Raw genomic sequence first — 26127 nt, forward strand, 5'->3', positions numbered from 1 at the left:
ACAGGCTCGGCCCGAATGGACGGAAAAGATATCCCGTCACTTCTTCTCTCCGCTTGGCTGGATCTGGACCGGACGCACGACGCCGCTCGACTGGCGAACGGTCGGCTCGATCACTTCCGGCGTGGCGGCGGCGGGCTGCACCACCGCGTCGCCCGGCTGCGGCGCGGCGATCGGCGGGGTCGCGCCCATATAATCGCGCACCAACTCGTCGATCGTTGGCTCTACCGTGGGATCGCGCTGCAACTGCATACCGCGAATATAGCCATAGCGCTGCTGCGTCAGCTTCTGCGCATCCTCCTTCGACCGCAATATGGTCGGGCGGATGAACACCATCAGATTGGTCTTGCTCCGGCTCTTGCTGCGCGACTTGAACAGTTCGCCGATGCCCGGAATGTCGGACAGCAGCGGAATCCGCTCGATCGTCTTGCGCTCATTATCGTCGAGCAGGCCGCCCAGCGCCAATATCTCGCCGTCGTCGACCGTCACGGTCGTCTCGATCTCGCGCTTGTTGATGATGAGGTCGCTATTGTCGGTGCTGACCGGCCCGGCGACGCTCGACACTTCCTGCTTCAGGAACAGCTTGATCGCGCCGCCGGTGTTGATCTGCGGCTTCACTTCCAGCTTGATGCCGACATCCTGTCGCTGGACGGTGCGGAACTGGTTGTCGAAATTCTGGCTCAGCGCCTCGCCGGTCGTGATCGGCACCTGCTGGCCCACCAGGATCGACGCCTTCTGGTTGTCCAGCGTCATGACCGACGGCGTGGACAGAAGGTTGCTTTCCGTGTCGGACTTCACCGCATTGATGATCGCGCCGAAGATGCCGTTGCGGCCGATGCTGCCGCCCAGGCCCGCGATCGCGCCGGTCGCGCTTTGCAGGCTGCTCACCGCCGCCTGCTGCAGCGTGCTGGCAAGGTCGCTGTTGGTCTGCGTCTCGGTCGTCGTGGTCGATCCGTCGGCCGCCACCACGGTCGTCGTGGTCGTGCCCAGCCGGTCGGCGGCATAGGCGCCCGCCAGCGTCAGCAGATTGGGCTGTGCATTGCTGTAATTGGTCGCGGCAAAGCCGGTCGACGTGCTGCCGATCAGGAACTGGACGCCCAGCCGCTTGGCGGCCGCGTCGCTGATCTCGACGATGATCGCCTCCACCAGCACCTGTTCGCGGCGGGTGTCGATCTGGCGGATGGTTTCGCCCAGCATCCGCTGCACATCGCTGTTCGCCGCCACGATGATGGCATTGGCGCCCTCGTAGCGCGTGACGATCGCTGGCCCGCGCGTCGAAATACCGCTGCCCGAAGAGGAAGAGGAGGATGCCGCCGCCACTGGCACCGCGGCCTGCGAAGCGGGCGCGGCGCTCGGGCCGTTACCCGATCCGTTGCCCGCCGCCGGCGTGGACGCCGTCACCGGCTGGTTGCTCGACTGTCCGATCAGTTGCTGCAACACCGGCAGCATTTTTTCCGCATCGGCATGTTCCAGCCAGTAGACGCGAATTTCGGTGCCGCTCGCCGCCTGCCGGTCCAGTTCGCGCGCCATGGTGGCGAGCCGCGCCACCGTATTGGCGTCGCCCCGGATCGCGACCGAATTGCTGCTGTCGATCGGCACCACCGTCGCGGCCGAAGGCGCGGCATTCTCGCCGCCGCCGCTCGCCACCAGCGCCTGAAGCGAGGTCGCGATCTCACGCGCGCCGGCATTTTTCAGGCTGACCATCTGCGTCGCCGCCGTATCGCGGTCGATCCGCGCGATCACCTGGCGAATGCGCGCGATATTGTCGGCATAATCGGCCACGACCACGCTGTTGCCCGCCCGGTTGGCGGTGACGGAGCCGTCCTTGCTCACCAGCGGGCGCAGCGTTTCCAGCGCGCTCGCCGCATCGATGGAGCGCAGGCGGAAGACTTCGGTGACGAAGCTGTTGCGGTTCGCCGCCCGGCCCACGCCGCTCGGCTGACCCGCCGCGCCATCCGCCGGCTGGATACGATAGGCGCCGCCCGGCGCGGGCACCGCGACCAGCCCATTGGCGCGCAGGGTCGACAGGAAAATCTCGAAATATTCGGATCGTGACAGCGGCCGGTCGGTCACGACCGACACTTTCCCCTGCACCCGATTGTCGATGATGAAGGTGCGCCCGGTGACGCGCGCCGCATCCTGAATGAAGGCGCGTATATCGGCATCGCGCACGTTCAGCGTCTGCTGCGCCTGCACCGGGGTGGCGATCGGCGCGGCCAGAGCAAGGGCCATGGCGGCGGAAAGGAGGAATTTGCGGGTCATTGGCCTTGCACTATGATGTTGACGGAGGCGACGGCGGCGCCGCGCTCGACGGTCAGGGCAAGCCGCGCACCGGGCGCGATCTTGCTCTGGATGGCCTGGAAATTGCCGACGGGCTGGCCGTCTACCTGCGTGATGATATCGCCCGGCTTGAACCCGGCATTGGCGAAGGCCGGCCCCTTGGACAGGACCGCCAACCCCGTGATCCGCCCATTCTGCATCCGCGGCGCGAAACCGATATCGCGCTTCAGGCTGTCCGCAGTGGGCGAATCCTGGCCGGGCGGCGGTGCGGCCGGCGGCGGCGCCGCGCTCTGCCAGCCCTCACCCGATGCCGGCGCGGGCGGCGCCGACTCGGGCGCGGGCGCGGACTGGTCGAGGAAGACCTGCTCCTCGGCCCCGCCCCGGTCGATCGTCACATGGTCGAAGGCGACGGCCTTCAGCACCACGCCGGGCAAAATCTCATCGCCGACGGCAAAGCTGTTCTGCACGCCATCGGGCGTCGCGATGATCGCCGATCCCAGACCCGATCCTTCGTTGAGGCGGATGCCGTAGACGGTCAGCGCCAGCGAGGTGACGACGCCACCCCCGGACTGCTGCGGCGCGCCGGTCCGAAAAAAGGGATCGAAGCTGGCGAAGAGCGCCTGCCGGGCGTTGGCGGGCAGAATTTGCGCCTGCCGCCCTTCCCAGAAACCGAAGCTGCCGACCGGGGTCAGCACGACCCAGATGAAGCGCGCCACCTGCAACGCCAGCAACGCCAGCAACAGCCGCTCGCCCAGCTTCAGCCAGTCGATTGACGGCACACCGTCTTTCCAACCACGGACCCTGTCGCCGAACGGCACGCGCATCTGCAATTGACCCCCTTGCGTTCCCGCCCGCCTAGGGAACTCTTCTTACTCGAAAATGACATTTATATGTCAGTTATATGACACGACACGCAAGTAAGGGAGGGAGCTTGCATTTCGCGGCGTCAACGATAGCTAAACGCGCAATGGGTCAACCACGCGCCGCTTCCTGCGAGGGTCCGTCATGTCCGATATCGCCGATCATCCCAAGGCCGTTGATGCCGATCCCGCCTGGATCGCCGGCCATCCGCGCGTGCAGAAAGTGCCTAATCGCGAACTGACCCTGTTCATCCAGCGCCAGTTCCTGTCGGCCGAAGAGTGCGCTTTATTGGTCGAACGGATCGAGGCCGACCGTCGCCCTTCCACCATCGCCGACGCCAATGGCGACGGCTATTTTCGCACCAGCGAGACCTGCGATCTCGATCCGATGGACAGCTTCATCGCCACGATCGACGCGAAACTCGCCGCCTTCGCCGGAATCGATCCCCTTTATGGCGAACCGATCCAGGGCCAGCGCTACGGCGTCGGGCAGGAATTCAAGGCGCATACCGACTATTTCGACCCCAAGGGCGCGGATTATGCCCAATATTGCTCGGTGGCGGGCAATCGCACCTGGACGCTGATGGTCTACCTCAACGAACCGGCGGCTGGCGGGGCCACGCGCTTCAGCAAGATCGGCAAGACCGTTCAGCCCGAAACCGGCAAGCTGCTCGCCTGGAACAACCGCATCGCGCCGGGCCAGCCCAATCCGGCCAGCCTCCACCACGGCATGAAGGTGCGCAGCGGCGTCAAGCATATCATCACCAAATGGTATCGCGAAAAGCCCTGGGGCTGAGGCGGCGGCTCAGAGCATTTTCCAGTTGACCGTTTACGGTCGACGGCTCGGAGCCGCAGGCCAGCGGCGCTAAAATGCGGCCATCCAAAGATGAGAGCGTTTTCACTCATAGTGAAGACGCTCTAGTGGGATTGATTTTGACATTTGCATCCCCTGGCGGTTGGGATGGGTCTGCAAATGTCAAAATCGTAAAATCCACTAGAATCATATATTTCTAATGGTCCGAATAGATTCTGACATTCATGTGGGACATGGCCTCAAGCGGTGTCGAATGTCAGTATCGGACCACTAGTTCCAGAATTTGCGCGCGTCGNTATATTTCTAATGGTCCGAATAGATTCTGACATTCATGTGGGACATGGCCTCAAGCGGTGTCGAATGTCAGTATCGGACCACTAGTTCCAGAATTTGCGCGCGTCGGCCAGTTCCGCATGGGCATTGGCCGCGCCCGCGACCAGCTTCTTCTTCCGCTTGAGGCCCAGCGCCGTATCGCGGGCCAGGCCGTGCTGCTCCAGCAGGTCGGGCGCGCTCACCAGGTCATTGAGGTCGCCCAGCCGCTCCTGCAACGCCTCCAGCGCGTCGACAAATGCGCGATGACGGCGGCGCTGGCCCGAAGCCGGGAATAAATCGGTAAAAAATTCCGTGCCATAGCGGAGTTTCTTGGCGTCCTTTCGAACCTGATGCCGGGCGTCGTCGGGGAGCTTCGCCATATCGCGCCCGCCCTTGCGCACTTTGCCGCGGAAGCGCCGAAGCCGGCTCGCGGCGAAATCCGTCGCAGGCGCGTCGGCATCGCCGCCACATCCCGCCCCCAGCGCCAGCCATTCGGCAAGATCGACCAGCAGCATCCGCACCCGCGCGCTATGGAGCCATTCGCCCACCCGCCTGTGCGCCGCTTCGCGCGCATCCGCCAGCGACTGCCGCGCCGCCTCATCCTCGACCCGCTCCGCCAGCACGTCCAGGTCGCGCGCCTCGCCCAACATGCCGGCAAGCCAGCGCAACTCGTCCTGGAAACGCTGAACATCGGCTTCCAGCAGGATCGGCTTGAACAGCGTCAATGCCGATCGCAACCGCCGCACCGCGACCCGCGCCTGATGCAGCGCCTTGGGTTCATATTGCTCCAGCAGCAGCGCCTCGTTCAGCCGATAATGGCGCAGGCAGGCCTGGGCGATGCGCAAAAAGGCCTCGCTCGCCTTCATCGCCGGATCGAGCCGCACCCGTTCCGCCTTGAATGCGGCGGGCATGGCGGCGCGCAACCGATAGCCGCGCTCAGGCTTGGTCAGCACCCCGGGACGAACCGGCACCTCGCCATCGATGCGGCGGGCGATGGCGAACAGCGCCGCCGGCGGCCCCGCCTTCAGTTCCAGCTCGATCTCACATAATGGCTCCTCGCGTTCACCCGCGCGCACCACGCCCCGGTCGAGCACCAGTTCGACCCGCCCGTCGCCTTCGGTCAGCAGCCAGCGGCTCCGCTCCACATCCACTTCGAACACCGGCTCGACCTGTTCTGCCGCCTCGCCGAACAATTCAAGAAGCGGCGTCCGGGCATCGATCGTCGGTTTCACGCCGCGCACCGGCATTTCCCACTCCTGCCGCGCGAACAGCCCCGCCGACCCGCCATCGGCCTTTACCGTCTGGATGCGGCGCTTGCCCGACTTGCGGATGCGCAGGCTCATTCCCTTGTCCGCCAGCTGGCCGTCGGGCGTGTCGAAATAGACGGACTGGAGCCGCGTCACATCCTCCCGTTCCGGCAGGCCGTCCCAATCAGCGAAAATGTCCGCCGCCGCGTTCGACAGGTCCAGCTTCAGTTCGATCTCGCGTCCCATAGGTCCCTCCGTCCGTCATCCGGCGCGGAGCGGGCTTGTAACATGAAGCGTCACGGAAAGACATTGTTCCTGAATCGGAACGGCCGGCCTGTCGCAGGACAGCCCGGCCGCTGGAGGGTGCGGGACGTTGCCGCCCCGCATCGCCCTGTCGATCAGAAGGCCACGGTCAGCGACGCCGCGATGGTCGTGCCGATCTTGTAGCGGTTGTAGAACACCTTGTTGCCACCGGCTTCCTGGAACTCCTGGAATTTCCGGCCGGTGATGTTGCGAGCCTCGAACTTGAACTCGCTGTTGATCCCACCCGGCAGCGTCACGCCCTGGCGCGCGACGAAATCCAGCGTCAGGCCCGGCTTTTCCTTGATGTCGGGCTGCAGGTTCGGGCCGCGGCTGGTGACGCGCGGGCTGGCATAGGTCAGCAGCAGCGTCTGCTGCGACAGCCTGTCCGTATCCTCAAGTCCCAGTTGCAAGTTGACCAGATGGTCGGACTGACCGGTCAGCGGCACGCCGTTCAGGAAATAGTCCGACGCGGCCGGCAGCGGGCCGGTGGTGTAGGTATAGGGAATGGTGGTGTCCCCTTCCCTCACCTTCAACTTCGACTGGGTGTAGGTATAGTTGCCGATCAGCGCGATGCGGCGGCTGGCGAAGAAGTCCGAATCCGACCAGCCATCGAGCGGGACATATTTCTGCGCTTCGACTTCGAAACCGTAAAGCGACGCTTCCGGTGCGTTGGCGAAGCTGGTCGTCACCGTATAGGTATCGGTGATCGTCGTGAACGTTTCGATCGGATTGTCGATCTTCTTGTAGAAGGCCGCCGCGGTCAGCCGTTCGTCACGCCCCATATACCATTCGGCGCGGATGTCCGCGTTCCACAGCTGGCTGTCCTTCAGGAAAGGATTGCCGCGATAGAAACGGTTCGATTCCGTATCGAGGAAGGGCTGGGCGATCAGTTCGCGGAACTGCGGGCGGGCAATGGTCTTCGACCCGCTCGCACGGAATTGCAGGCCCTGCGCCGCTTCGAAGGTCAGCGTCACGGCCGGCAGCCAGTAATCCTTCTTGATCTCGTTGAACGGGGTGACGCCAGTATTGTAGACGTCCACGCCCGTCACCGACTGCTCGCCCTTTTCGTAACGGACACCGGCGTTGATCGTCACGCCGGGGATGACTTCGGCCTGCAACTGGCCATAGCCGGCATGGACGCGCAGCGCGGCGTCATAGACCGGATAGTTGCCCGAAAATTCCAGCAGGCTGATGTCATAGAGCTGGATCGACGCATCCGACAACAGATAGTCGGGGCGCAGCTGCTGCACCGCGATCGGCAGGTTGGTGGCGTCGAAATGCAGTTCGTAACGCGACGCCGTCCGCTTGGTGTCGGTATAGGCATAGCCGCCCGTCAGCGTCACCGCCGGCGAGAATTTGTAGCTGAGGTCAGCGCCGGCCGACCACAGATCCTCGTTCAGGTCGCTGAAGGTGATCGATGCGTCGCCGCGCTGGCGGTTGAGCGCGTTGATGAAGCGGTCGCCGACCGGGTCGACAGCGGTATCGATATTGCTGCGCACATATTCGAAATCGCGCTCATAGGGCGCTTCGCGCTGCGAATTGGCGTAACCGCCGCGCACGTCCAGGCTCAGCGCATCGGTCAGCTTGAACTCGCCCACCAGCTGGGTGTCGATCAGCTGGCGCTCATACCAGGCGGTGCTCTGGGTCATATAGTCCGCACCCTGGATCTGGCCGTCATTGCGACCGACCGCCAGCGCGCTGCGCTTCAGCGTGTCGCGGATGTAGAGATTGGTCCAGCGCAGCTTCTGGTCGCCCAGTTCCAGACCAAAGCCAAGCAGGCCGTTCACCGTCACCTCATTGTCGGTGCTGACCTGGCGATAATCCTTGCCCGCGCCCTGCGCCACGTCGAGCGACGCCTGCTGGATATTGTCGCGGGTGCGCCACTTGTTGTTGTAGCTGGCCGTCGCGATGATGCCCAGACGGCCGTCGCTGCCAACGTCCATCGCCGTGCCGCCGTTCAGCGACGCGGAGAAGTTGAACGGCAGGCTATTGGTCCGCTGCACCACCGACGTATTGCTGTTCTGGAAGCTCATCGCGATGGCGCGCAGGTCCGCGCGCGGGATGTTGGAGAAGGCCGTGCCGCTGTTGATGGCATTCTTCAACAGGTTGGGGACGTCGCGCGTGCCGTCGTCGAAACCGGTCCAGTCGGACTTCGCGCCATAATGGGTGTAGCCCATCTGGCCCGAGGTTTCGGTATTGGCGGAGCTGCCGACGCCGACTTCCAGATAGCTTTCGGTCGGGATCGCCTTGGTCGTCAGGTTGATCACGCCGCCGCCGAATTCACCGGGGAAGTTGGCGGAGAAGCTCTTCTGCACCAGGGTCGACGCGATCACGCTGGTCGGGAAGATATCGAGCGGAACGACGCGCTTGAGCGGTTCGGGGCTGGGTAGCGGCGAACCGTTGAGCAAAGCGAGCGAATAACGGTCGCCCAGGCCGCGGACATAGACATAGCCGCCCGACACGACCGACAGGCCGGTGACGCGCTGCAACGAACCGGCGATGTCGCCTTCGCCGGTGCGCTTGATGTCGGCGGCCGACAGGACGTTCACCACCTGCGGCGCGGATTGGGAGATGTTGGCGGTGCGGCGGCCGGTCACGACGATGTCGGCGCCAGGGATCGACACATCGACATTGCCCGACTGGGCGTCGGCTTCCTCGGCCGCGCTGGGCGTGCCGCTGGGCGTCGTCGGCGCGCCCGTCTGTCCGGCGCCAGGCTGTTCGGCGGTTGTTTCAGTCTGGGCCATGACGGCAGGCGCCGACAGGGCGGTGGAAATCAGGAGCAGGCGCGCCAGGGTCAGCGGCTTCGACATGCGATGGTCCCCCTTTTGGGATTATTCCGTGCAAAGAAGGCGGGGAAGCGCTGAAAACGCTCCCCCGCCCCTGTTGAGGTCAGGTGCCGATCAGGTGGTCGGGATGGCGGTGCAGTTGCCGCTGGCGCTGCCGAAGCCCGCCGTCACCGAATTGCAGGTCCAGCCGGCATACCAGGTATCGCTGCTGTCCCGGACCGCGCCGACATAGTTGGTCGCGGTGAAGTTGCTGTCGATCGTCCTGGGATCGGTCGCCACCAGCGCGGTTTCGGTCGCGCCGTTGACGAACAGGTTCGTCAGCGACGGCGTGTAGGTGATGGTGCTATTCGGACCGGCTTCGAAGATCGAGCGGACGGTGGCGGCATCGACGCCGCGCTGGCCCGCGAAGGGCGTGGCGGCAAGGCACTGCATCGCGACCGAAATGTAGCGCGGACGGCCGGCATCCTGCAGCGCGGTGTCGGCGTCACGCACCGTGGTGGTGCTGTCGATGCGCAGGCAGGTCTGGGTCGGGCTGACGATCAGGCCGTTGATCAGGTTCAGGTCGGCGCCGCCGCGCAGCAGCATGGCCGCACCATTGCTGCCCGTGGTCGAACGGTTGATCCAGGTGAAGTTGGCGACCTTCACGAACTGGCGCGGCAGGGCGTCTTCGCCATTGTTCGCCGCCGAACCACCGTTCGAGTCGGTTTCCATGAAGCTGTCGCCGATATTGTTGCCGTCGCGCTGGACGCCGATCACATATTGGATCGTGCCGCGATAGCCGACGTCGGTGTCGAGATTATCGTCTTCGTTGCCGGTCAGGACGAGATAGCGGGGATGGACCGAACCGCCGAAGATTTCGATGCCGTCGTCCGAGCTGTTGTGAACCTGGATATGGTCAAGCTGCGTGCCCGTGCCGACGCCCGAAGGGGTCAGGCCCTGGAGTTCGCTCGAACCCGACAGGACGAAGCCCGAATAGCGGATCTGGACATAGGACATGCGGCCCGAATTGTCGGCATCGTCGGCGCCGCCATACAGCGCGCCGCTCGCGCCTTCGGTGTCGCGTTCGCACGCCGTGGTGCCAGGCGCGGCGGCCGGCGCGGCGCAGTCGGTGATCCGCGCGCGGCCGAGCAGCACGACGCCGCCCCACTGGGCCGAAGACTGGTCCGTGCTGGTGCCGAGCACATTTTCACGGCTGGTGAAGATGATCGGCTGGCTGGCGGTGCCGACGGCGCTGATGCGGTTGCCGCGATTGACGGCCAGGAAGGTGTTGCCGGTGCCGGCGAAGATCACCACGCCCGGATCGATCGTCAGCGTGACATTGTTGCCGGTGCTGGCGGCGCCCTGGTCGGTGCCGACGTCGACGCGGCCGGGCATCGAGTAGATCACGCCGGCCTGCTTCGAAATGGCGGTCGAGCTGGTGAAGCGCGCCGGGAAGGCGCAATTGCGCCACGCGTCGCCGGTCACGGTGTTGGTGATGATGCCCGCGTCGGTCAGCTGGACCGAGCCGGCGATGCTGGGGCAGCTGGCAGCCGGCGTCACCGCGGTCGGGGTCGGCGTGGGGGTCGGGGTCGGCGTGGGGGTCGGGGTCGGCGTGGGGGTCGGAGTCGGGATGACGATGGTGCCCTCGCCCGGCGAGGAGATATCGTCCGCACCGCAGGCGCTCAGGCCAACGCAGGCGCAGCTCGCCATCAGGATCGTGTGGATACGGTTAATCTTGGCCATGTCGTCTCCGCTCCGGCTTTGCCGGGTTGTTGAAGTGCGGAGCGCAGGGGAAACTCGACTCGGACAACGCCCCCTGTCGCCCTCTGGGCCGGCAAGTAGGAGGCTGAAATGACATGATCATTCCGGTTCTATGACAACACCGGGACTATAAAATGACAATTCAGAGACTCATCTTTCAATTTTATGACAATTCCATCGACCATCCACGCAAAAGGGCGCCATCCTTGCTGGATGACGCCCCCTGCTCCCTGCACCTATCCCGAAGGAAATCAGCGCATCGCGTAGCTCGGATTGAGGCGGCCCAGCGCGCGCACGGCCACATCGCGCGAAGATTCCTCATTGCCGTTCGCCAGCACCAGCGTCACTTCCGGCGCGAAGCGGGCGGAGCGATAGGCTTCGCGCGCCTGCGCCGTCCTGCCCATTCCGGCATAGGCGTTGCCAAGGTTGATAAGGCGGGCGGGATCATTCTCACCATAGACCGGCATCGGCGCCAGCTTGCGCAGCGCATCCTCGAACCGGCCGGCGGTCAGGGCCTTGGCCGCCAGGCTGCCATCGGGCACGCCCACCACGACCATCTCCTCGGGCGCTGCCTGAGCCACGCCCGGCGCCATCGCGGCCAGCGCCAGCCCCATCATCACAGCGACCTTCCTCATCCATCAATCTCCTAGAAAAAACTTCCTACTATATTCAGAAGTATTTCATTTATATGACATCAGGACAAGATGGCTTTATGGCGCTGATAATGATTTTCTTTTGTTATGAATCAATATGTTATAAATTTTACGCCATAATGTCATAAAAGCGTAATCTAAAATCGTCGCGCAGGGAATAGCGATTCGAATCGGCAACGCGCGCAACGGCGCGCCAACCGTAATCGGCTGTTGGTTTGCGATGTCGGGAAGCAAGTCCGGAGGCTTCTGTTGCCCGGCGCCTCCGGGGGCCGCTGAATTCCCTTCTGTTGCCCGGTGGGTTCAACCGCGCTATTTTAGAGTAACGTCAGGCCGTGAGGCCCTCAATTACGCTGCAATGGCGAGTGCTTCGTTATCGTTGGCACTTGTGAGTTTTGCACAGTTTAACGGCTTACACGGGCCGGGTGAAAACATCGCCTTTGAACACACGTCGATCCTAGTTCGGCCCCGTCAGACACCCCGCCCCTCGCCGCAATGGCACAAGGCGGGATATGTGGTGGAACCGCCGGGTACTGCCCCCGGGTCCGCTGCGTCTATTACTCGACACAATTTATCACCATAGCCGGGCGAACCCGGCACCACCCATATGGGACCAAATGGATGCTTTTTCAAGCCATGTGCTTGATCCTGCGTCACGCCGCGATCAGATTGACCGCGCTGGGCTTGGCCGCCGGCAGGCCACCCGCTTTTGCTTGCGCCAGCAATTCCGCCTTGCGCGCCGCCAACTGGTCGCGCAACGCCACCAGATCCACGTCGGTCCTGCGACATTGGGCGAACATGCCCTCGGACGGCATCTCCTCCTCATGGACATGATGCTTGATCTCCTCGGACAGCACCTTGACCTTCGCGTCGTAGAAATCGTCTTCGGGCGATCCGGCCTCGATATCGTTCACCAGCACCTTGGCGCCGTCATGCTCGACATAGGCCTCGTCCAGCGTGTCGTGCTCGATCCGGCCGCGAAAGGCGGGATAGAAGATTTCCTCCTCGATCAGCGTATGGATCTTGAGTTCCAGACAGATCTGGCGCGCCAGATCCAGCTTGCGTCCCGATCCGCTGGCTTTTTCAAATTTCTCGAACAAATCCTCGACCGTCCGGTGATCGGCCTTCAACAGAGCGATCGCGTCGGTGAATTCCGCCTTCGCCATAATATCCTCCTCATGCCCCGCCTCCGCAGGAAGCGGCCGGAGGGGCGCTTGGTTCCGCGACAAAATTTTGCCCTGGATCAAACCGCGCGCTACAGTCGCGCCCATGTGTATCATGGCCATGGCCTGGAACGCGCATCCGCGCTGGCGTCTCATCCTGATCGGCAATCGCGACGAATATCATGCCCGGCCCGCCGCGCCGCTCGCCCGCTGGAGCGACCGCCCCGGCGTGATCGCCGGGCGCGATCTGCAATCGGGCGGCACCTGGCTGGGTATTTCCGAAGCCGGACGCGCCGCGATCGTCACCAATTTGCGCGGCTATGGCGGTCCGCAATCTGATCGCGCCTCGCGCGGCGCGCTGGTGACGGATCTTCTGACGGGCGAAGGCCTCTATGGCGACATGGAACGGGCCGCGCTCGACGATTTCAACCCGTTCAACCTGATCCTGGTCGAAACCGAGAGCGCCCATTTCCTCACCAATCGCCCGGCGCCGCTGCGCACCGCCCTGACGCCGGGCCTCTATGGCCTCTCCAACGGCGCGCTCGACGCCCCCTGGCCCAAGACGCTCGCGCTCAAGGCGGCGCTGCTCGCCTGGCTCACCGAAGGCGCGGAGGAACCGGACCGCCTGTTCGCCGCCCTGCACCTCGAAAGCCTGCCCGACGCGGGCATCGCCCCCGCCACCCCTTCCGACGCCCCGGACGAAGCCGCCGCCTCCCCCATCTTCATCCGCAACCCGGTTTACGGCACCCGGTGCAGCACCGTCGTGGCGATCGACCGGGAGGGGCATGGACGCATCATCGAACGCCGCTTCGACGCGGACGCACACGGCACGGGCGAAAGCGAGGAACATTTCCGCTGGTGAGGCGCAACGGATGACGACGACCAGAGGCGGACATAGTTCCCCTCCTTTTAGGGAGGGGTTAGGGGAGGGCATGTCCCGCGTTACGCCTTAACAGGCCCTCCCCCGACCCCTCCCGCAAGCGGAAGGGGAGAATGTCTAAATACCCGTCATTGCGAGCGCAGCGAAGCAATCTACGGTCCTGTCATGGATTGCTTCGCTGCGCTCGCAATGACGATGGGTGATTTGAGCAAGAGCCGCCAGTCCGCTCCCCCACCCCGATCCACCATTCTCATCCACCGGCACATCCCCTAAGCGCGACCCATGACCACCGACTATCTCTACCTCGTCTGCGCCATCATCGCCGTCGTCCTTTCGGGCCTCGCCAAGGGCGGCTTCGCGGGCATCGGCGCGCTGGCGATGCCGATCATGGCGCTGGGCGTCGATCCGGTGCGCGGCGCGGCGATCCTGCTGCCGATCCTGATCCTCCAGGATGCAGTGAGCGTCTGGGCCTATCGCCACAGCTGGGACGGCGCCATCCTGAAGGTGATGCTGCCCGGCGCGGCCCTGGGCATTGGCCTCGGCTGGCTGTTCGCGGCGCAGGTGTCGGAAGTGGCGGTGCTGGGCGTATTGGGCGCGATTTCGGTATTGTTCGGCCTCCAGCGCCTCTGGGTCGAGCGCGGCAGGGCCGTGGCGCTGCCGTCCGATTCACCCGGCTGGGTCGGCTTGCTCTTCGGCGTCGCCAGCGGCTTCACCAGCCAGATCGCCCATGCCGGATCGCCGCCCTTCCAGATGTGGGTGCTGCCCAAAAAACTGCCGCGCGACATGCTGGTCGGGACCACCGCGCTGGCCTTCGCCGCGATGAACTGGATGAAGGTGCCGGCCTATGCCGCGCTGGGGCAGTTCACAGCGGACAATCTCATGGCGACCGCGATGCTGGCGCCGGTGGCGATCGGCGCGACCTTCGCCGGGGTGGCGCTGGTGCGGCGGGTCGATCCCGCGCGCTTCTACACGCTCATCTACGCGCTGATGATCCTGCTCGGCCTCAAGCTCATCGCCGATGCGATGATCGCATAACCCACGGATTTAGGCATAAAAAAGGCCGGCTCAATGGCCGGCCCTTTTCCTTATTCCTTCTCGCGCTTCTTGCGATGCGTGTCGAGGTCGAGGACGGTGGTGTCCAGCCCCTCGGGCAGCAGCCCCAGCCGGCGCGCCACTTCCTGATAGGCTTCGACTTCGCCGCCCAGGTCGCGGCGGAACCGATCCTTGTCCAGCTTCTCGCCGGTGCTCATGTCCCACAGACGGCAGCCGTCGGGGCTGATTTCGTCGGCCAGGATGATGCGGCTGTAATCGCCATCATAGAGGCGCCCGAACTCCAGCTTGAAGTCGATCAGGCGGATGCCGATGCCGGCGAACAGCCCGCACATGAAGTCGTTGACGCGGATCGCCATGTCGGCGATGTCGTGCATCTCGTCCTGTGTGGCCCAGCCAAAGCAGGCGATATGTTCCTCGGACACCAGCGGGTCGCCCAGCGCATCGTCCTTGTAGCAATATTCGATCAGCGTGCGGGGCAATTGCGTGCCTTCCTCGATCCCCAGCTTCTTGCTGAGCGATCCGGCGGCGACGTTGCGCACCACGACCTCGATCGGCACGATCTCGACCTGACGGACCAGCTGTTCGCGCATGTTGAGACGGCGGATGAAGTGGGTCGGCACGCCGATCTGGCCGAGCAGGGTGAAGATATGCTCGGAAATCCGGTTGTTGAGCACGCCCTTGCCGGAAATCGTGCCCTTCTTCTGCGCGTTGAAGGCGGTGGCGTCATCCTTGAAATATTGGATGATCGTGCCCGGCTCGGGGCCTTCGTAAAGGATCTTTGCCTTGCCTTCGTAGATCTGGCGGCGACGGGCCATGCGCGTTCCTGACTTTTTCCAAAAACAATTCGCCCCGGCAAACGCGAATCGAAGGGGATCAGCGGGTGCCGGGGCTGCTCGGGCGGCCCATAGAGCAAAGTAAGCGAGGGTGCAATTGGATGGTCGGGCGGACGATCACGCCGCCGGCTCTCCCGCCCCGATCACCACCGCCTCGTCCAGAAAGTCCAGGAACGCCCGCACCCGCGCCGCCGACCGGTCTTCCGCCGCATAGAGGGCGTGGATATCCTCCCCGTCGCCCGGATTATAGTCCGCCAGCACCTCCACCAGCCGCCCGGCCTTCACATCGCCTTCGACATGGAAATAGCCGTGCCGTGCGATGCCGCAGCCCGCGACCGCCATCCGCCGCACCACTTCGCCCGAATTGCCGTAGAACTTCCCCTCGACCGGCCGCTGCACCACCCGCTTGCCGATGCGGAAGGGCCAGCCGTCGACCGACCGGCGAAAACTGAAGCGCAGACAGTCATGCCCGTCCAGATCGTCGGGCGTCCGCGGCGTGCCGCGCCGCGCCAGATAGTCGGGGCTTGCGACCAGCGCCATGCGGCTATGCCCCAGCTTTTTGGCGCGCAGGCTCGTGTCGCGCAGCGGCCCGATACGGATGGCGATGTCGGCGCGATCCCCGATCAGATCGACGATCACGTCCGACAGGGTCAGATCCACCGTCACCCCCGGATAGCGCTCGGCGAAGCGCGGCAGGATCGGGATCAGCCGCTCCACGCCGAAGGAGGGCGACGCGTTGATCCGCAACAGTCCGCGCGGCTCATTGCGATCCTCTCCCAGGCTCGCCTCCACATCCATCATGTCTCCGATCAGCACCGCCATCCGGTCGCGATAGGCCTGCCCTTCCCTTGTCAGAGCCAATGCGCGGGTCGTGCGGCGGAACAGCGTCACGCCCAGCCGCTGCTCCAGCCGGGCTATCGATCGGCTGACGGCGGAGGGCGTGAGGCGCAGCGCCTTGGCCGCCGCCGCGAAACTCCCTTCGCCCGCGACCATCAGGAACGTCTCGATATCGCCGAACCGGTTATCCATGATTTTGATTCACTTCTGAAATGCTCTGGTGCGATCTAATCATTAATCGCGCAAATGCTATCTGATTGTCCAGTTCGCTGTCTCTTTTGAAGGAAAAGCCATGGACCTGAAACTCGCCGGCAAGAGCGCCATCGTCACCGGATCGACCGCCGGCATCGGGCTCGCCATCGCCCGACGCCTTGCCGAGGAAGGCGTCGCCGTCACCATCACCGGTCGCAGCCCGGCCAAGCTGGACGCCGCCGCGGCCGAGATTGGCGGCATCGTCAACGCCGTCCTCGCCGATCCCGCCACGGCGGAGGGCGCCGCCGCGCTGATCGCCGCCGTCCCCGCCACCGACATCCTCGTCAACAATCTGGGCATCTACGAAGCCAAGGATTTCAGCCAGATCAGCGACGCGGACTGGCATCATCTGTTCGAGGTGAATGTCGTCAGCGGCGCGCGCCTTTCGCGCCATTATTTCCCGAAGATGCTGGACCGCAATTGGGGCCGCGTCATCTTCATCGCCAGCGAAAGCGGCCTGCTCCCGCCGGCCGAGATGATCCATTACGGCATGACCAAGTCAGCCCAGCTGTCCATCTCGCGCGGCCTTGCCGAACATACCCGCGGCACCGGCGTCACCGTCAATTCGGTCCTCCCCGGCCCGACCCGGTCTGAAGGGATCGTCGACTTCATCCGTTCCGTGGTCGAAAACAAGGACGCCCCGGAAGCTGAGCGTGAAGCGGAATTCTTCACCAAACTCCGCCCACTCTCGCTCATCAAGCGGCTGATCGAGGCGGACGAGGTCGGCGCCATGGTCGCCTATCTCGCCAGCCCGCTCGCCGCCGCCACCAACGGCGCCGCCCTCCGGGTCGAAGGCGGGATCGTGCCGACGATCGCGTAATTCGCCCCGTTCGGTTCGAGCCTGTCGAGAACCGTTCGCGCGAGTTCTCGACAAGCTCGAACCGAACGGAAATATGTAAATCCGCCTTACGGAAACTGGCCCTGTCGCTCGTCTGATGCGTCTCCTAGGATAATGCGATGCGCGACACGGACAGCCTCTCCCCGATCGAAGACGCCCTGGCGCGGGACGGCTATGTCCGCCTGCCGGGCGCTGCGATGTTCGACCGGCTGGATATCGCCGAACCGGACTGGGCCGCCTTCGCCCAAAGCTGGCATGATCTCGGCCCCGATCTCTATATGGCCGATGGCGGCCGCTACCGCCGCCGCCGCCACGCCGCCTTCGCGCTGGAGCGGGGCCGCTTCACGCGCAAGCCGCATCAGCCCCATTGGCAGAGCCGCGACTATAACCCCCTTAATGGCGACGTGCAGCGCTGGTTCGATCCGGTCGAGCCTTTGACCGTCGCCAGCCCGGTCATGCAGGCGATCCTCGGCTTCTGCGCCGACAGCTTCGATCCCGATCGCCATGGCGCCTGGCATGTCGAACTCCACCAGTTCCGCATCGAGGCGAAGCCGGGTGAAAATGGCCGTCCTACGCCCGAAGGGATGCACCGCGACGGCGTCGACCGGGTGATGGTGATGCTGGTCGAACGCCGCAACGTCCGCGAAGGCGTCACCCGCATCGGCGCGCCCGACGGCACGCCGCTCGGCGAATTCACCCTGACCGATCCGGGCGACACGATGCTGATCGACGACCATCGCATCCTGCATGGCGTGACCGAAATCCACCCGCTTGATCCGACCCGACCGGCGTGGCGCGACGCGCTGGTGGCGACGTTCGTGTCCCGGTAAATCCTCCGTTCGCTTCGAGCGTGTCGAGAAGCGATAAGCGCTACGCGAGCCGGTTCTCGACAGGCTCGAACCGAACGACCGTCACTTGAGAAGAACCAGCTCCTCCGCCATGCTGGGATGCAGCGCGACGGTGTCGTCGAAATCCTGCTTGGTCAGGCCCGCCTTCACCGCGACCGCCGCCGCCTGCAAGATTTCCGGCGCGTCCGGCCCGATCATGTGCAGCCCGACCACCTTGTTGGTCGTCGCGTCCACGACCATCTTGTAGAGCGACCGCTCGTCCCGCCCGGCCAGCACATTCTTCATCGGCCGGAAGTCGGAGGTATAAACCTTCACCGTCCCATATTTATTCTTGGCCTGCGCTTCGGTCAGTCCGACGCCGGCCAACGGCGGATGGCTGAACACGGCCGACGGCACGCAGCTATAATCGACCTTGCGCTTGTCGCCGCCGAACACCGTATCGGCGAAGGCATGGCCCTCCCGGATCGCGATCGGGGTCAGTTGCAGCCGGTCGGTGACGTCGCCCACGGCATAGATGCTCTCGCAACTCGTGCGGCTATAATCGTCGACCTTGATCGCGCCCTTCTCGTTCAGTTCGACCCCGGCGCTCTCCAGCCCTAGCCCCTCGGTATGCGGCCTGCGTCCGGTGGCGAACAGCACGACATCGGCCGCCACCGGATCGCCACTGGCAAAATGGACGCACAGCGTGCCATCCTCCTTCTTCTCGATCCGGTCCATCTTCGCATTGAAGCGGAAATTGATCCCCTTGGTCATGGAAATCTGGAGCAGGCGATCGCGGATCTGCTCGTCATAGCCGCGCAGCAGGTCGCTGCCGCGATTGACCATCGTCACATGGCTGCCGAACTGGTGGAAGATACCGGCAAATTCATTGGCGATATAGCCGCCGCCGACGATGACGATCCGCCGGGGGCATTCATCCAGATGAAACACCTCGTTGGAGGTGATGCCATGCTCCGCGCCCTCCAGCTCGGGAATCAGCGGCCAGGCGCCGGTGGCGACGAGGATGACCTTCGCCGTCACCTCGCGCCCGCTGGCCAGCTTCACGCCATGCGGCCCGGTGATGGTCGCGCGCTCGCGGATCACCTCCACCTTATGGCTGTTGAGCGTATTGCCATACAGCCCTTCGAGCCGGTCGACCTCGGCCAGCACATTGTCGCGCAGCGTGGTCCATTCAAAGCCGCAATCCGGCACGTTCCAGCCGAAGCGGCGGGCGTCCTTCAGATCCTCGGCGAAATGCGCGCCATAGATGAGCAGCTTCTTGGGCACGCAGCCCCGGATGACGCAGGTGCCCCCGACCCGATATTCTTCCGCCACCGCGACCTTCGCGCCATGCGCCGCGGCGACGCGCGACGCCCGCACGCCACCCGATCCTGCGCCGATGACGAAAAGGTCGAAATCATATCCGCTCATGCCTGCCTCCGCTTGGGTGAGCGGGGATATGGCGGCTAGGGCGTGGAGTTACAAATGGGAATATTGCTGCTGGTAGCCAAACCACCTCCGTTCGGTTCGAGCTTGTCGAGAACTGTTCTCGATACGCCTTCTCGACTACGCTCGAAGGCTACTCGAACCGAACGGGTTGAGAGGCTATTCCCCCAGCGCGATATCGATCAGCGCCATGGTCGACGGGTCGAATCCCGTCGGCCCATCTGCCTCGATCGACTTGGCGATTTCCTTGCCCAGTTCCACGCCGAACTGGTCGAACGGATTGATCCCCATCAGCACCGCATTGGCGAAGGTGCGATGCTCGTAGAAGGCGATCAGCGCGCCCAGCACTTCGGGCGTCACATCGTCGATCAGGATGGTGGTCGACGGCCGGTTGCCGGGATAGGCGCGCGCCGGGTCCGCGTCATTCTCCTTGCCGCGCATCAGCGCCGCGCCCTGCGCGAAACAGTTGACCAGCAGCGCGCGATGATGCGCCTCATCCAGCACATGGCCCGGCTCGATCGAGGCGATGAACTCGACGGGGGTGATGATCGTGCCCTGGTGCAGCAGCTGGAACACCGCATGTTGCGCATCGGTGCCCACGCCGCCCCATGTGATCGGCGCCGTCGGCCCGTCGACCGGCGTGCCGTCGCGCTTCACGCTCTTGCCGTTGCTCTCCATCTCCAGCTGCTGGAGGTAGGAGGGCAGCAGCTTCAGCCGCTCGTCATAGGCGAACAGCGCGCGCGTCTGGCAACCCAGCACCCGCGTATAATATTGATCGACGAAGGCCGCGATCAGCGGCGCATTCTCACGCGGGTCCGACAGGCGGAAATGCCGGTCCATCGCCGCCGCGCCTTCCAGCAGGCTTTCGAACGCATCCCAGCCCAGCGACAGCGCGGCGGGAAACGCGATCGAAGACCAGAGCGAATAGCGGCCGCCCACCGACTCCGCGAAGGGCAGGATACGGGTTTCGTCCACGCCCCACTCGATCGCCTTGTCGGGCGAAGCGGTCAGCGCGATGACGCGGCCATAGGGGTCTTCGACACCGGCCTCGACCATCCAGCTGATCGCGCTCGCCGCGTTCAGCATCGTCTCGCTGGTGGTGAAGGTCTTCGACGCGATGGCGATCAGCGTATATTCCGGGTCGAAACTGTCCATCGCCCGTTCCAGCGCCGTGCCGTCGACATTGGACACGATCGCCACGTCATACCGGATGCCGTCGCCGTCCAGCGCATCGATGATGAGGTCGGGGCCAAGCGCCGACCCACCGATGCCGATATGCAGGATATGGCGAATCTCGCCCAGCGCGCCCGCCTCGATCGCGTCGATCAGCGCGCGCATCCGTTCATGCAGCATCTTCGCCTGGGCGACGCTTTCAGCCTTGCCCTCGCCGCGCTCGGCGGGATGCTCGGCGGCGCGGCCCTCCGTGTTGTTCACCGCTTCGCCCGAAAACAGCGCGTCGCGCTGCGCGGCGAAACCCTGCTCCTCGGCCAGCTTCAGGAATCCGGCCATCAGTTCGTCGGTCAGATGGGTCTTGGACCAGTCGAACCGGATCGGCCCCTGCTCCAGCACCAGCTTGGACAGGCGATCGGGGTCGGTGGTGAAAATGGATTTGAGGTCTGCTTGCGGAAGCGCGGCAATGGCCGCCAGTGCAGGGCTGGTCATGCGAAAGGGTCCTCTTATGACGTTGGTCGAGATCGACGCTGCACCGGTCGATTCTTCCTCTTCCTAGACAGGTCCGGCGTGCAATGCACCACCCCGCGCGCTTGACGCGGCCTTTAGGACACCGCAAAAGCCGCAGCGGCCCATTTTCGGGGCAGAGCGAAGGAAAAGACGAGCATCCATGACTGCCAAATCCGAAACGCGGGACTTCCTCTGGTTTCTCGCCAAGCTGGGCCTGTTCGTCTTCATCCTGCGCAGCTTCATCATCTCGCCCTTCAACATCCCCTCGGAATCGATGCAGCCGCGCCTGCTGATCGGCGATTATCTACTGGTCGCCAAATGGCCCTATGGCTATTCGCGCTACTCGCTGCCCTTCAGCATCCCGCTGATCCCCGGCCGTATTTTCGCCTCCACGCCCGAGCGCGGCGATGTGGTGGTGTTCAAGGCGCCGCCGAACCAGAAGAACGACTATATCAAGCGCGTCATCGGCCTCCCCGGCGACATGATCGCCGTGCGCGGCGGCACCGTCTACCTGAACGGCCAGGCCATCCCCAAGCAGAAGGTCGCCGATCTCGTCATCCCGGTGACGCCCAATATGGAGGACGCCGCCGCCAAGGAGGGCAGCCCCTCGCCCTGCTATCGCCCGGAGTTCGAGGAACCCGCGTCCGGCGGCGGCAAGCAGTGCCGCTACCCGCAGTTCCGCGAGACGCTGCCGGGTGGCAAAAGCTATAACGTCCTCGACCTGCTGCCCGACGGCGCGGCCGATGATCGGGACACCGTGCTGGTGCCCGAAGGCCATCTCTTCATGATGGGCGACAATCGCGATCGCAGCGCCGACAGCCGCTTCCCGGCGGTCGAGGGCGGCGGCATCGGCCTCGTCCCCGAAAAGAATCTCGTCGGCAAGGCGATGATCTCGGTCTTCTCGACCGACGGCAGCGCCAACTGGCTGCTCCCCTGGACCTGGTTCACCGCCGCGCGCTGGAGCCGGATCGGGGAAGGCTTTTGACGTTGAGTTCGCATCGGCCCGATACAGACACCTGGCTGAAGGAACTGATCGGCCGCGCGCCCAGGAACCGGGCCGCGTTCGAACAGGCCCTAACCCATGGTAGCGCCAAGCCCGTCAACTATGAACGCATCGAATTTCTCGGCGACCGGGTGCTCGGCCTGCTGATCGGCGAATGGGTCTATGAACGCTTCACCGACGAACCGGAGGGCAAACTGTCCCGCCGCTACAATGCGCTGGTGTCGGGCGAAACCTGCGCGGAGATCGCCCGCGCCGCCGGCGTGCCCACGCATCTGATCCTTGGCAAGCAGGCGCGCGACGATGGCGCCGCCGACAGCGACAATGTGCTGGGCGACGTGATGGAGGCGCTGATCGGCGCGCTCTATCTGGAAGGCGGGCTGGACGAGGCGCGCGCCCTTGTCCGCCGGCTGTGGGGCGACCGGGTCGACACCCAGACCAGCGCCCCGCGCCACCCCAAATCCTATCTCCAGGAATGGGCGGCTGCCAACAAGCGCAAGCCGCCCGAATATGTTCTGACCGACCGCTCCGGCCCGCAGCACGCGCTGCGCTTCACCGTCACCGTCTCGATCAAGGGCGCAGGCGAAGCCAGCGCCACCGGCGCGTCGAAGCAGGAGGCGGAAACGGCGGCGGCCAAGGCCCTGCTGGAGAAACTCGCAGGCTAAATGAAATTTATGCTATGGCGCGATCCTGCATTTCGCGGGCTGGCCGCGCATTTGAACGGATGGAATGAATTTGACGGTTGATATGGAATCCCAGCGTTGCGGCGTGATCGCGATCGTGGGTGCCCCCAATGCGGGCAAGTCGACGCTGGTGAACGCGCTGGTGGGGCAGAAGGTGGCGATCACCAGCCCCAAGGCGCAGACGACCCGCACCCGCGTCATGGGCGTCGCGATCGAAGGCGACGCGCAACTGGTGCTGGTCGACACGCCCGGCATCTTCGCGCCCCGTCGCCGGCTCGACCGCGCGATGGTGCAGGCGGCCTGGGGCGGCGCGCAGGGGGCGGACCTCATCGCCCTGATCGTCGACGGCAAGGCGGGCCTTGGCCCCAAGATGGAACCGATCGTCGAAGCGCTGGTCCATCGGCCCGAACGCAAATGGCTGATCCTCAACAAGGTCGACATCGCCATCAAGGAAAAGCTGCTGGTCCACACCCAGAAGCTCTATGAGCGGATCGGTTTCGAGGAGACTTTCTTCATTTCCGCCGCGACCGGCGATGGTCTGGCGCAGCTCAAGACCGCCTTCGCGGGCGCCATGCCGGAAGGCCCCTGGCATTTCCCCGAGGATCAGGTGTCCGACGCCACCGATCGTATGCTGGCGGCGGAAATCACGCGCGAGCAGCTTTATCATCAGCTCCATGCCGAACTCCCCTATGCCGCCGCGGTCGACACCGAGCAGTATAAGGAACGCGAGGACGGTTCGGTCGAGATCCACCAGCAGATCCTCGTCGCCCGCCCGACCCAGCGCGCCATCGTGCTGGGCAAGGGCGGCCAGCGCCTCAAGGAAATCGGCTCAACGGCCCGCGCCGAACTGGCCAGCCTGCTGGGCGTCAAGGTCCATCTCTACCTCCACGTCAAAGTCAAGGAAGACTGGGAGGACGACCGCTTCATCTATCGCGACATCGGCCTCGACTGGGTGGAGTAAGCCAGTTCCCACATCCGTTCGTTTCGAGCGAAGTCGAGAAACGCGCACGCGGCGCTATACACTTCTCGACTTCGCTCGAAGCGAACGGCGTATTACTACTCCGCCGCCGCAGCCGCTTTCTTCTTGGCCGGCGCCTTCTTCGCAGCCGGCTCCTTCTTCGGCGCGGCCTTTTTCTTGGCCGGCGCCTTCTTGCCCTTTTTCGCCGGCGCCGCCGCCGCGCGCGCGTCGATCAGTTGCGCGGCCTCCTCCAGCGTCAGCGCCTCCTGCTCGATCGTCTTGGGCAGGGTCGCGTTGGTCGTGCCGTCGGTGACATAGGGGCCATAGCGCCCCGCCATCAGCTTGATCTCCGCCTCGGTGCGCGGATGCTTGCCCAGCACCTTGAGCGGCTCGCGCGACGAACTGCCGCGCCCACCCTTGTTCGCCGCGTCGGCCAGCTTGGCGACCGCGCTGTTCATGCCGACCTCGAAAATCTCGGCGGTCGATGACAGGCGGCCATATTTGCCGTCATGCAGCAGATAAGGCCCGAAGCGTCCGATATTGGCGACGATCGGCAGCCCCGTTTCGGGGTGCAGGCCGACTTCGCGCGGCAGGCTCAGCAGCTTGATCGCCCAATCGAGCGTCATCTCGCCATCGGGCAGATCCTTGGGGATCGACCCGCGCTTGGCCTCCTTGCCTTCGCCCATCTCGATATAGGGACCGAAGCGGCCGGATTTTTTGACGATATCCTGCCCGGTCTCGGGATGCTGGCCCAGCACCTCCGGCCCGGTGTCCGCACCCTCGCCGCTGCCGCCCGGTTGGCCGAACTTGCGGGTATATTTGCACTCCGGATAATTGGAGCAGGCGATGAACGCGCCGAAGCGCCCGCCACGCAGCGCCAACTGTCCGTCGCCGCACAGCGGGCAGGCGCGCGGATTGCTGCCGTCCGCCTTGGGCGGGAACAGCATCGGCTCCAGAAATTTGTCCAGTTCCGCCGTGATGTCCGACGGCTTCTGCTCCATCACCTCGGCGGTCTTGGGCTTGAAGTCCTTCCAGAAGGCTTCCAGCACTTCCTGCCACTGGGCGCGGCCGCCGGAAATCTCGTCCAGTTCGTCCTCAAGGCCCGCGGTGAAGTCGTAGGACACATAGCGTTCAAAGAAGCGCTCCAGGAAGGCCGTCACCAGCCGCCCGCTCTCCTCGGCGAAGAAGCGGTTCTTTTCGATCCGCACATAGTCGCGGTCCTTGAGCACCTGCAACGTCGAGGCATAGGTGGACGGGCGCCCGATCCCCAGTTCCTCCAGCTTCTTGACCAGCGACGCTTCCGAATAGCGCGGCGGCGGCTGGGTGAAATGCTGCTCCGCCGTCACCTTCTTCTTGGCCGGCGTGTCACCCTGCGCCATGCGCGGCAGCAGCTTGCTGTCGTCATCGTCGCTATCGTCCCGCCCCTCTTCATAGAGGGCCAGGAAGCCGGGGAAGATCACCACCTGTCCCGTGGCGCGCAGCGCGTGCTGGCCGGTGCCGTCGACCAGGTCGATGGTCGTCCGCTCCAGCCGCGCACTCGCCATCTGGCTCGCCAGCGCGCGCTTGAAGATCAGGTCGTAGAGGCGCGCATGATCGCCCGACCCCACCTTGTCGCGGCCGAATTCGGTCGGACGAATGGCTTCGTGCGCTTCCTGCGCATTCTTCGCCTTGGTCTGATATTGGCGCGGCTTTTCGGGCAGGTATCCGCCGTCATAGCGTTCCGCGATCGCCTTGCGCGCGGCGGAGATGGCGCTGCCGTCCATCTGCACCCCGTCGGTACGCATATAGGTGATCGCGCCATCCTCGTAGAGTTGCTGCGCGATCCGCATCGTGTGGCTGGCGGAAAAGCCGAGCTTGCGCGCGGCTTCCTGTTGCAGCGTCGACGTGGTGAACGGCGCGGGAGGATTGCGGCTGACGGGCTTCGTCTCGACCTTGTCGACGGTGAAGCGCCCGGCCTCCACATCCGCCTTCGCGGCCATGGCGTCGCCTTCCTTGCCGATGGTCAGGCGATCGATCTTCTCGCCCTTCCAGCGGACGAGGCGCGCGGTGAAGCCCTGCCCGCCCTGCTCCATCTCGGCCGCGACCGACCAATATTCCTGCGGGATAAAGCTCTCGATCTCCCGCTCGCGCTCGACCACCAGGCGCAGCGCGACCGACTGGACCCGGCCCGCCGACTTAGCGCCGGGCAGCTTGCGCCACAGCACCGGCGACAGGGTGAAGCCCACCAGATAGTCGAGCGCGCGGCGCGCGCGGTATGCGTCGATCAGATCCTCGTCCAGCGCGCGGGGCTTGGCCATCGCGTCCAGCACCGCCGCCTTGGTGATCGCGTTGAACGTCACCCGCTCCACCGTCTGCGGCAGCGCCTTCTTGGCGCGCAGCACTTCCTGCACATGCCAACTGATCGCTTCCCCTTCGCGATCAGGGTCAGTCGCCAGGATCAGTCGCGTCGCCTTCTTCGCCTCATCGGCGATGGCCTTCAGTTGTTTGCCCTTGTCGCCATAATTTTCCCACTGCATGGCAAAGCCCGCATCGGGATCGACCGACCCGTCCTTGGCGGGCAGGTCGCGGATATGGCCGTAGCTGGCGAGGACATGGAAATCGCCGCCCAGATATTTCTCGATGGTCTTCGCCTTGGCCGGCGATTCGACGATGACAAGCTGCATTCAAGCCCCGATTTGGAAATCTCTC

At 64.5% G+C, this 26127-nt stretch carries 20 protein-coding genes and 1 other RNA gene; 8 read left to right on the forward strand and 13 right to left on the reverse strand.

Translation table 11 applies throughout. The features are described from left to right. Positions 1–36: 36 nt before the first annotated feature. Positions 37–2259, reverse strand: a complete 2223-nt coding sequence (gene gspD, locus AC58EF_RS21955) for a type II secretion system secretin GspD (RefSeq protein WP_497278603.1) — start codon at positions 2257–2259, stop codon at positions 37–39. Continuing rightward, on the reverse strand, positions 2256–3101 hold the full coding sequence (locus tag AC58EF_RS21960; RefSeq protein ID WP_497278605.1) for a type II secretion system protein N: 846 nt from the start codon (positions 3099–3101) through the stop codon (positions 2256–2258). Before AC58EF_RS21960 ends, gspD begins: the two co-directional genes overlap by 4 nt. Before the next feature lie 181 nt (positions 3102–3282). Between AC58EF_RS21960 and AC58EF_RS21965 the strand changes: the two genes are divergently transcribed. Next, positions 3283–3933, forward strand: a complete 651-nt coding sequence (locus AC58EF_RS21965) for a prolyl hydroxylase family protein (protein ID WP_497278607.1) — start codon at positions 3283–3285, stop codon at positions 3931–3933. A gap of 395 nt (positions 3934–4328) precedes the next feature. Here the strand turns inward: AC58EF_RS21965 and AC58EF_RS21970 are convergent, their stop codons facing one another. The 6 genes from AC58EF_RS21970 to AC58EF_RS21995 all read right to left on the reverse strand — a co-directional run bounded on the left by AC58EF_RS21970 (position 4329) and on the right by AC58EF_RS21995 (position 12155). After that, positions 4329–5756: a CYTH and CHAD domain-containing protein gene (locus AC58EF_RS21970; RefSeq protein WP_497278609.1), complete on the reverse strand. Its 1428-nt coding sequence runs from the start codon at positions 5754–5756 to the stop codon at positions 4329–4331. A 152-nt stretch (positions 5757–5908) separates the two neighbouring features. Continuing rightward, a complete protein-coding gene (locus tag AC58EF_RS21975) occupies positions 5909–8623 on the reverse strand; it encodes a TonB-dependent receptor domain-containing protein (RefSeq protein WP_497278611.1) in 2715 nt (904 codons plus the stop codon). 90 nt (positions 8624–8713) lie between these two features. Then, positions 8714–10321, reverse strand: a complete 1608-nt coding sequence (locus tag AC58EF_RS21980) for a beta-helix domain-containing protein (protein WP_497278613.1) — start codon at positions 10319–10321, stop codon at positions 8714–8716. A 269-nt stretch (positions 10322–10590) separates the two neighbouring features. Then, on the reverse strand, positions 10591–10974 hold the full coding sequence (locus AC58EF_RS21985) for a tetratricopeptide repeat protein (RefSeq protein WP_497278615.1): 384 nt from the start codon (positions 10972–10974) through the stop codon (positions 10591–10593). A gap of 291 nt (positions 10975–11265) precedes the next feature. After that, positions 11266–11626, reverse strand: a transfer-messenger RNA (tmRNA) gene (gene ssrA, locus AC58EF_RS21990). A gap of 16 nt (positions 11627–11642) precedes the next feature. After that, complete coding sequence (locus tag AC58EF_RS21995) at positions 11643–12155, reverse strand: hemerythrin domain-containing protein (RefSeq protein ID WP_497278617.1); 513 nt, start codon at positions 12153–12155, stop codon at positions 11643–11645. Between the two features lie 103 nt (positions 12156–12258). Between AC58EF_RS21995 and AC58EF_RS22000 the strand changes: the two genes are divergently transcribed. Then, the gene (locus AC58EF_RS22000; protein WP_497278619.1) at positions 12259–13014 is read left to right on the forward strand and encodes an NRDE family protein; all 756 of its coding nucleotides are present in this window, start codon (positions 12259–12261) and stop codon (positions 13012–13014) included. A 300-nt stretch (positions 13015–13314) separates the two neighbouring features. Continuing rightward, entirely contained in the window at positions 13315–14067 is a 753-nt protein-coding gene (locus AC58EF_RS22005; protein ID WP_497278621.1) for a sulfite exporter TauE/SafE family protein, read from the forward strand. A gap of 50 nt (positions 14068–14117) precedes the next feature. Here AC58EF_RS22005 and purC read toward each other — a convergent pair whose 3' ends face one another. Both purC and AC58EF_RS22015 read right to left on the reverse strand, forming a co-directional pair. Beyond that, entirely contained in the window at positions 14118–14900 is a 783-nt protein-coding gene (purC, locus tag AC58EF_RS22010) for a phosphoribosylaminoimidazolesuccinocarboxamide synthase (protein WP_497278623.1), read from the reverse strand. Between the two features lie 135 nt (positions 14901–15035). Continuing rightward, positions 15036–15947 (reverse strand): LysR family transcriptional regulator, encoded by a 912-nt coding sequence (locus AC58EF_RS22015; RefSeq protein WP_497278625.1) that lies wholly within the window; start codon positions 15945–15947, stop codon positions 15036–15038. A 100-nt stretch (positions 15948–16047) separates the two neighbouring features. Between AC58EF_RS22015 and AC58EF_RS22020 the strand changes: the two genes are divergently transcribed. Then, positions 16048–16827 (forward strand): SDR family NAD(P)-dependent oxidoreductase, encoded by a 780-nt coding sequence (locus tag AC58EF_RS22020; RefSeq protein WP_497278627.1) that lies wholly within the window; start codon positions 16048–16050, stop codon positions 16825–16827. A 137-nt stretch (positions 16828–16964) separates the two neighbouring features. Continuing rightward, on the forward strand, positions 16965–17675 hold the full coding sequence (locus AC58EF_RS22025; protein WP_497278629.1) for a 2OG-Fe dioxygenase family protein: 711 nt from the start codon (positions 16965–16967) through the stop codon (positions 17673–17675). A gap of 81 nt (positions 17676–17756) precedes the next feature. Here the strand turns inward: AC58EF_RS22025 and gor are convergent, their stop codons facing one another. Both gor and pgi read right to left on the reverse strand, forming a co-directional pair. Then, entirely contained in the window at positions 17757–19103 is a 1347-nt protein-coding gene (gor, locus tag AC58EF_RS22030; RefSeq protein WP_497278631.1) for a glutathione-disulfide reductase, read from the reverse strand. Positions 19104–19277: 174 nt separating this feature from the next. After that, positions 19278–20780 carry a glucose-6-phosphate isomerase gene (gene pgi / locus AC58EF_RS22035; RefSeq protein WP_497278633.1) on the reverse strand — a complete coding sequence of 501 codons (1503 nt, stop codon included), beginning with the start codon at positions 20778–20780 and terminating at the stop codon, positions 19278–19280. A gap of 178 nt (positions 20781–20958) precedes the next feature. On the opposite strand from pgi, the gene lepB reads away from it, so the two are divergent. The 3 genes from lepB (at position 20959) to era (ending at position 23442) form a co-directional block, all read left to right on the forward strand. Then, positions 20959–21783, forward strand: coding sequence for a signal peptidase I (gene lepB, locus AC58EF_RS22040; RefSeq protein ID WP_497278635.1), 825 nt, complete (start codon positions 20959–20961; stop codon positions 21781–21783). Beyond that, positions 21780–22463 (forward strand): ribonuclease III, encoded by a 684-nt coding sequence (gene rnc / locus AC58EF_RS22045; protein WP_497278637.1) that lies wholly within the window; start codon positions 21780–21782, stop codon positions 22461–22463. The genes lepB and rnc overlap by 4 nt, the downstream gene beginning before the upstream one ends. Positions 22464–22545: 82 nt before the next feature. After that, positions 22546–23442 (forward strand): GTPase Era, encoded by an 897-nt coding sequence (gene era, locus AC58EF_RS22050; RefSeq protein ID WP_497278638.1) that lies wholly within the window; start codon positions 22546–22548, stop codon positions 23440–23442. 95 nt (positions 23443–23537) lie between these two features. Here era and topA read toward each other — a convergent pair whose 3' ends face one another. Further along, on the reverse strand, positions 23538–26102 hold the full coding sequence (gene topA, locus AC58EF_RS22055; RefSeq protein WP_497278640.1) for a type I DNA topoisomerase: 2565 nt from the start codon (positions 26100–26102) through the stop codon (positions 23538–23540). Between the last annotated feature and the right edge of the window lie 25 nt (positions 26103–26127).

The organism is Sphingobium sp. WR1 (genome assembly GCF_059693745.1).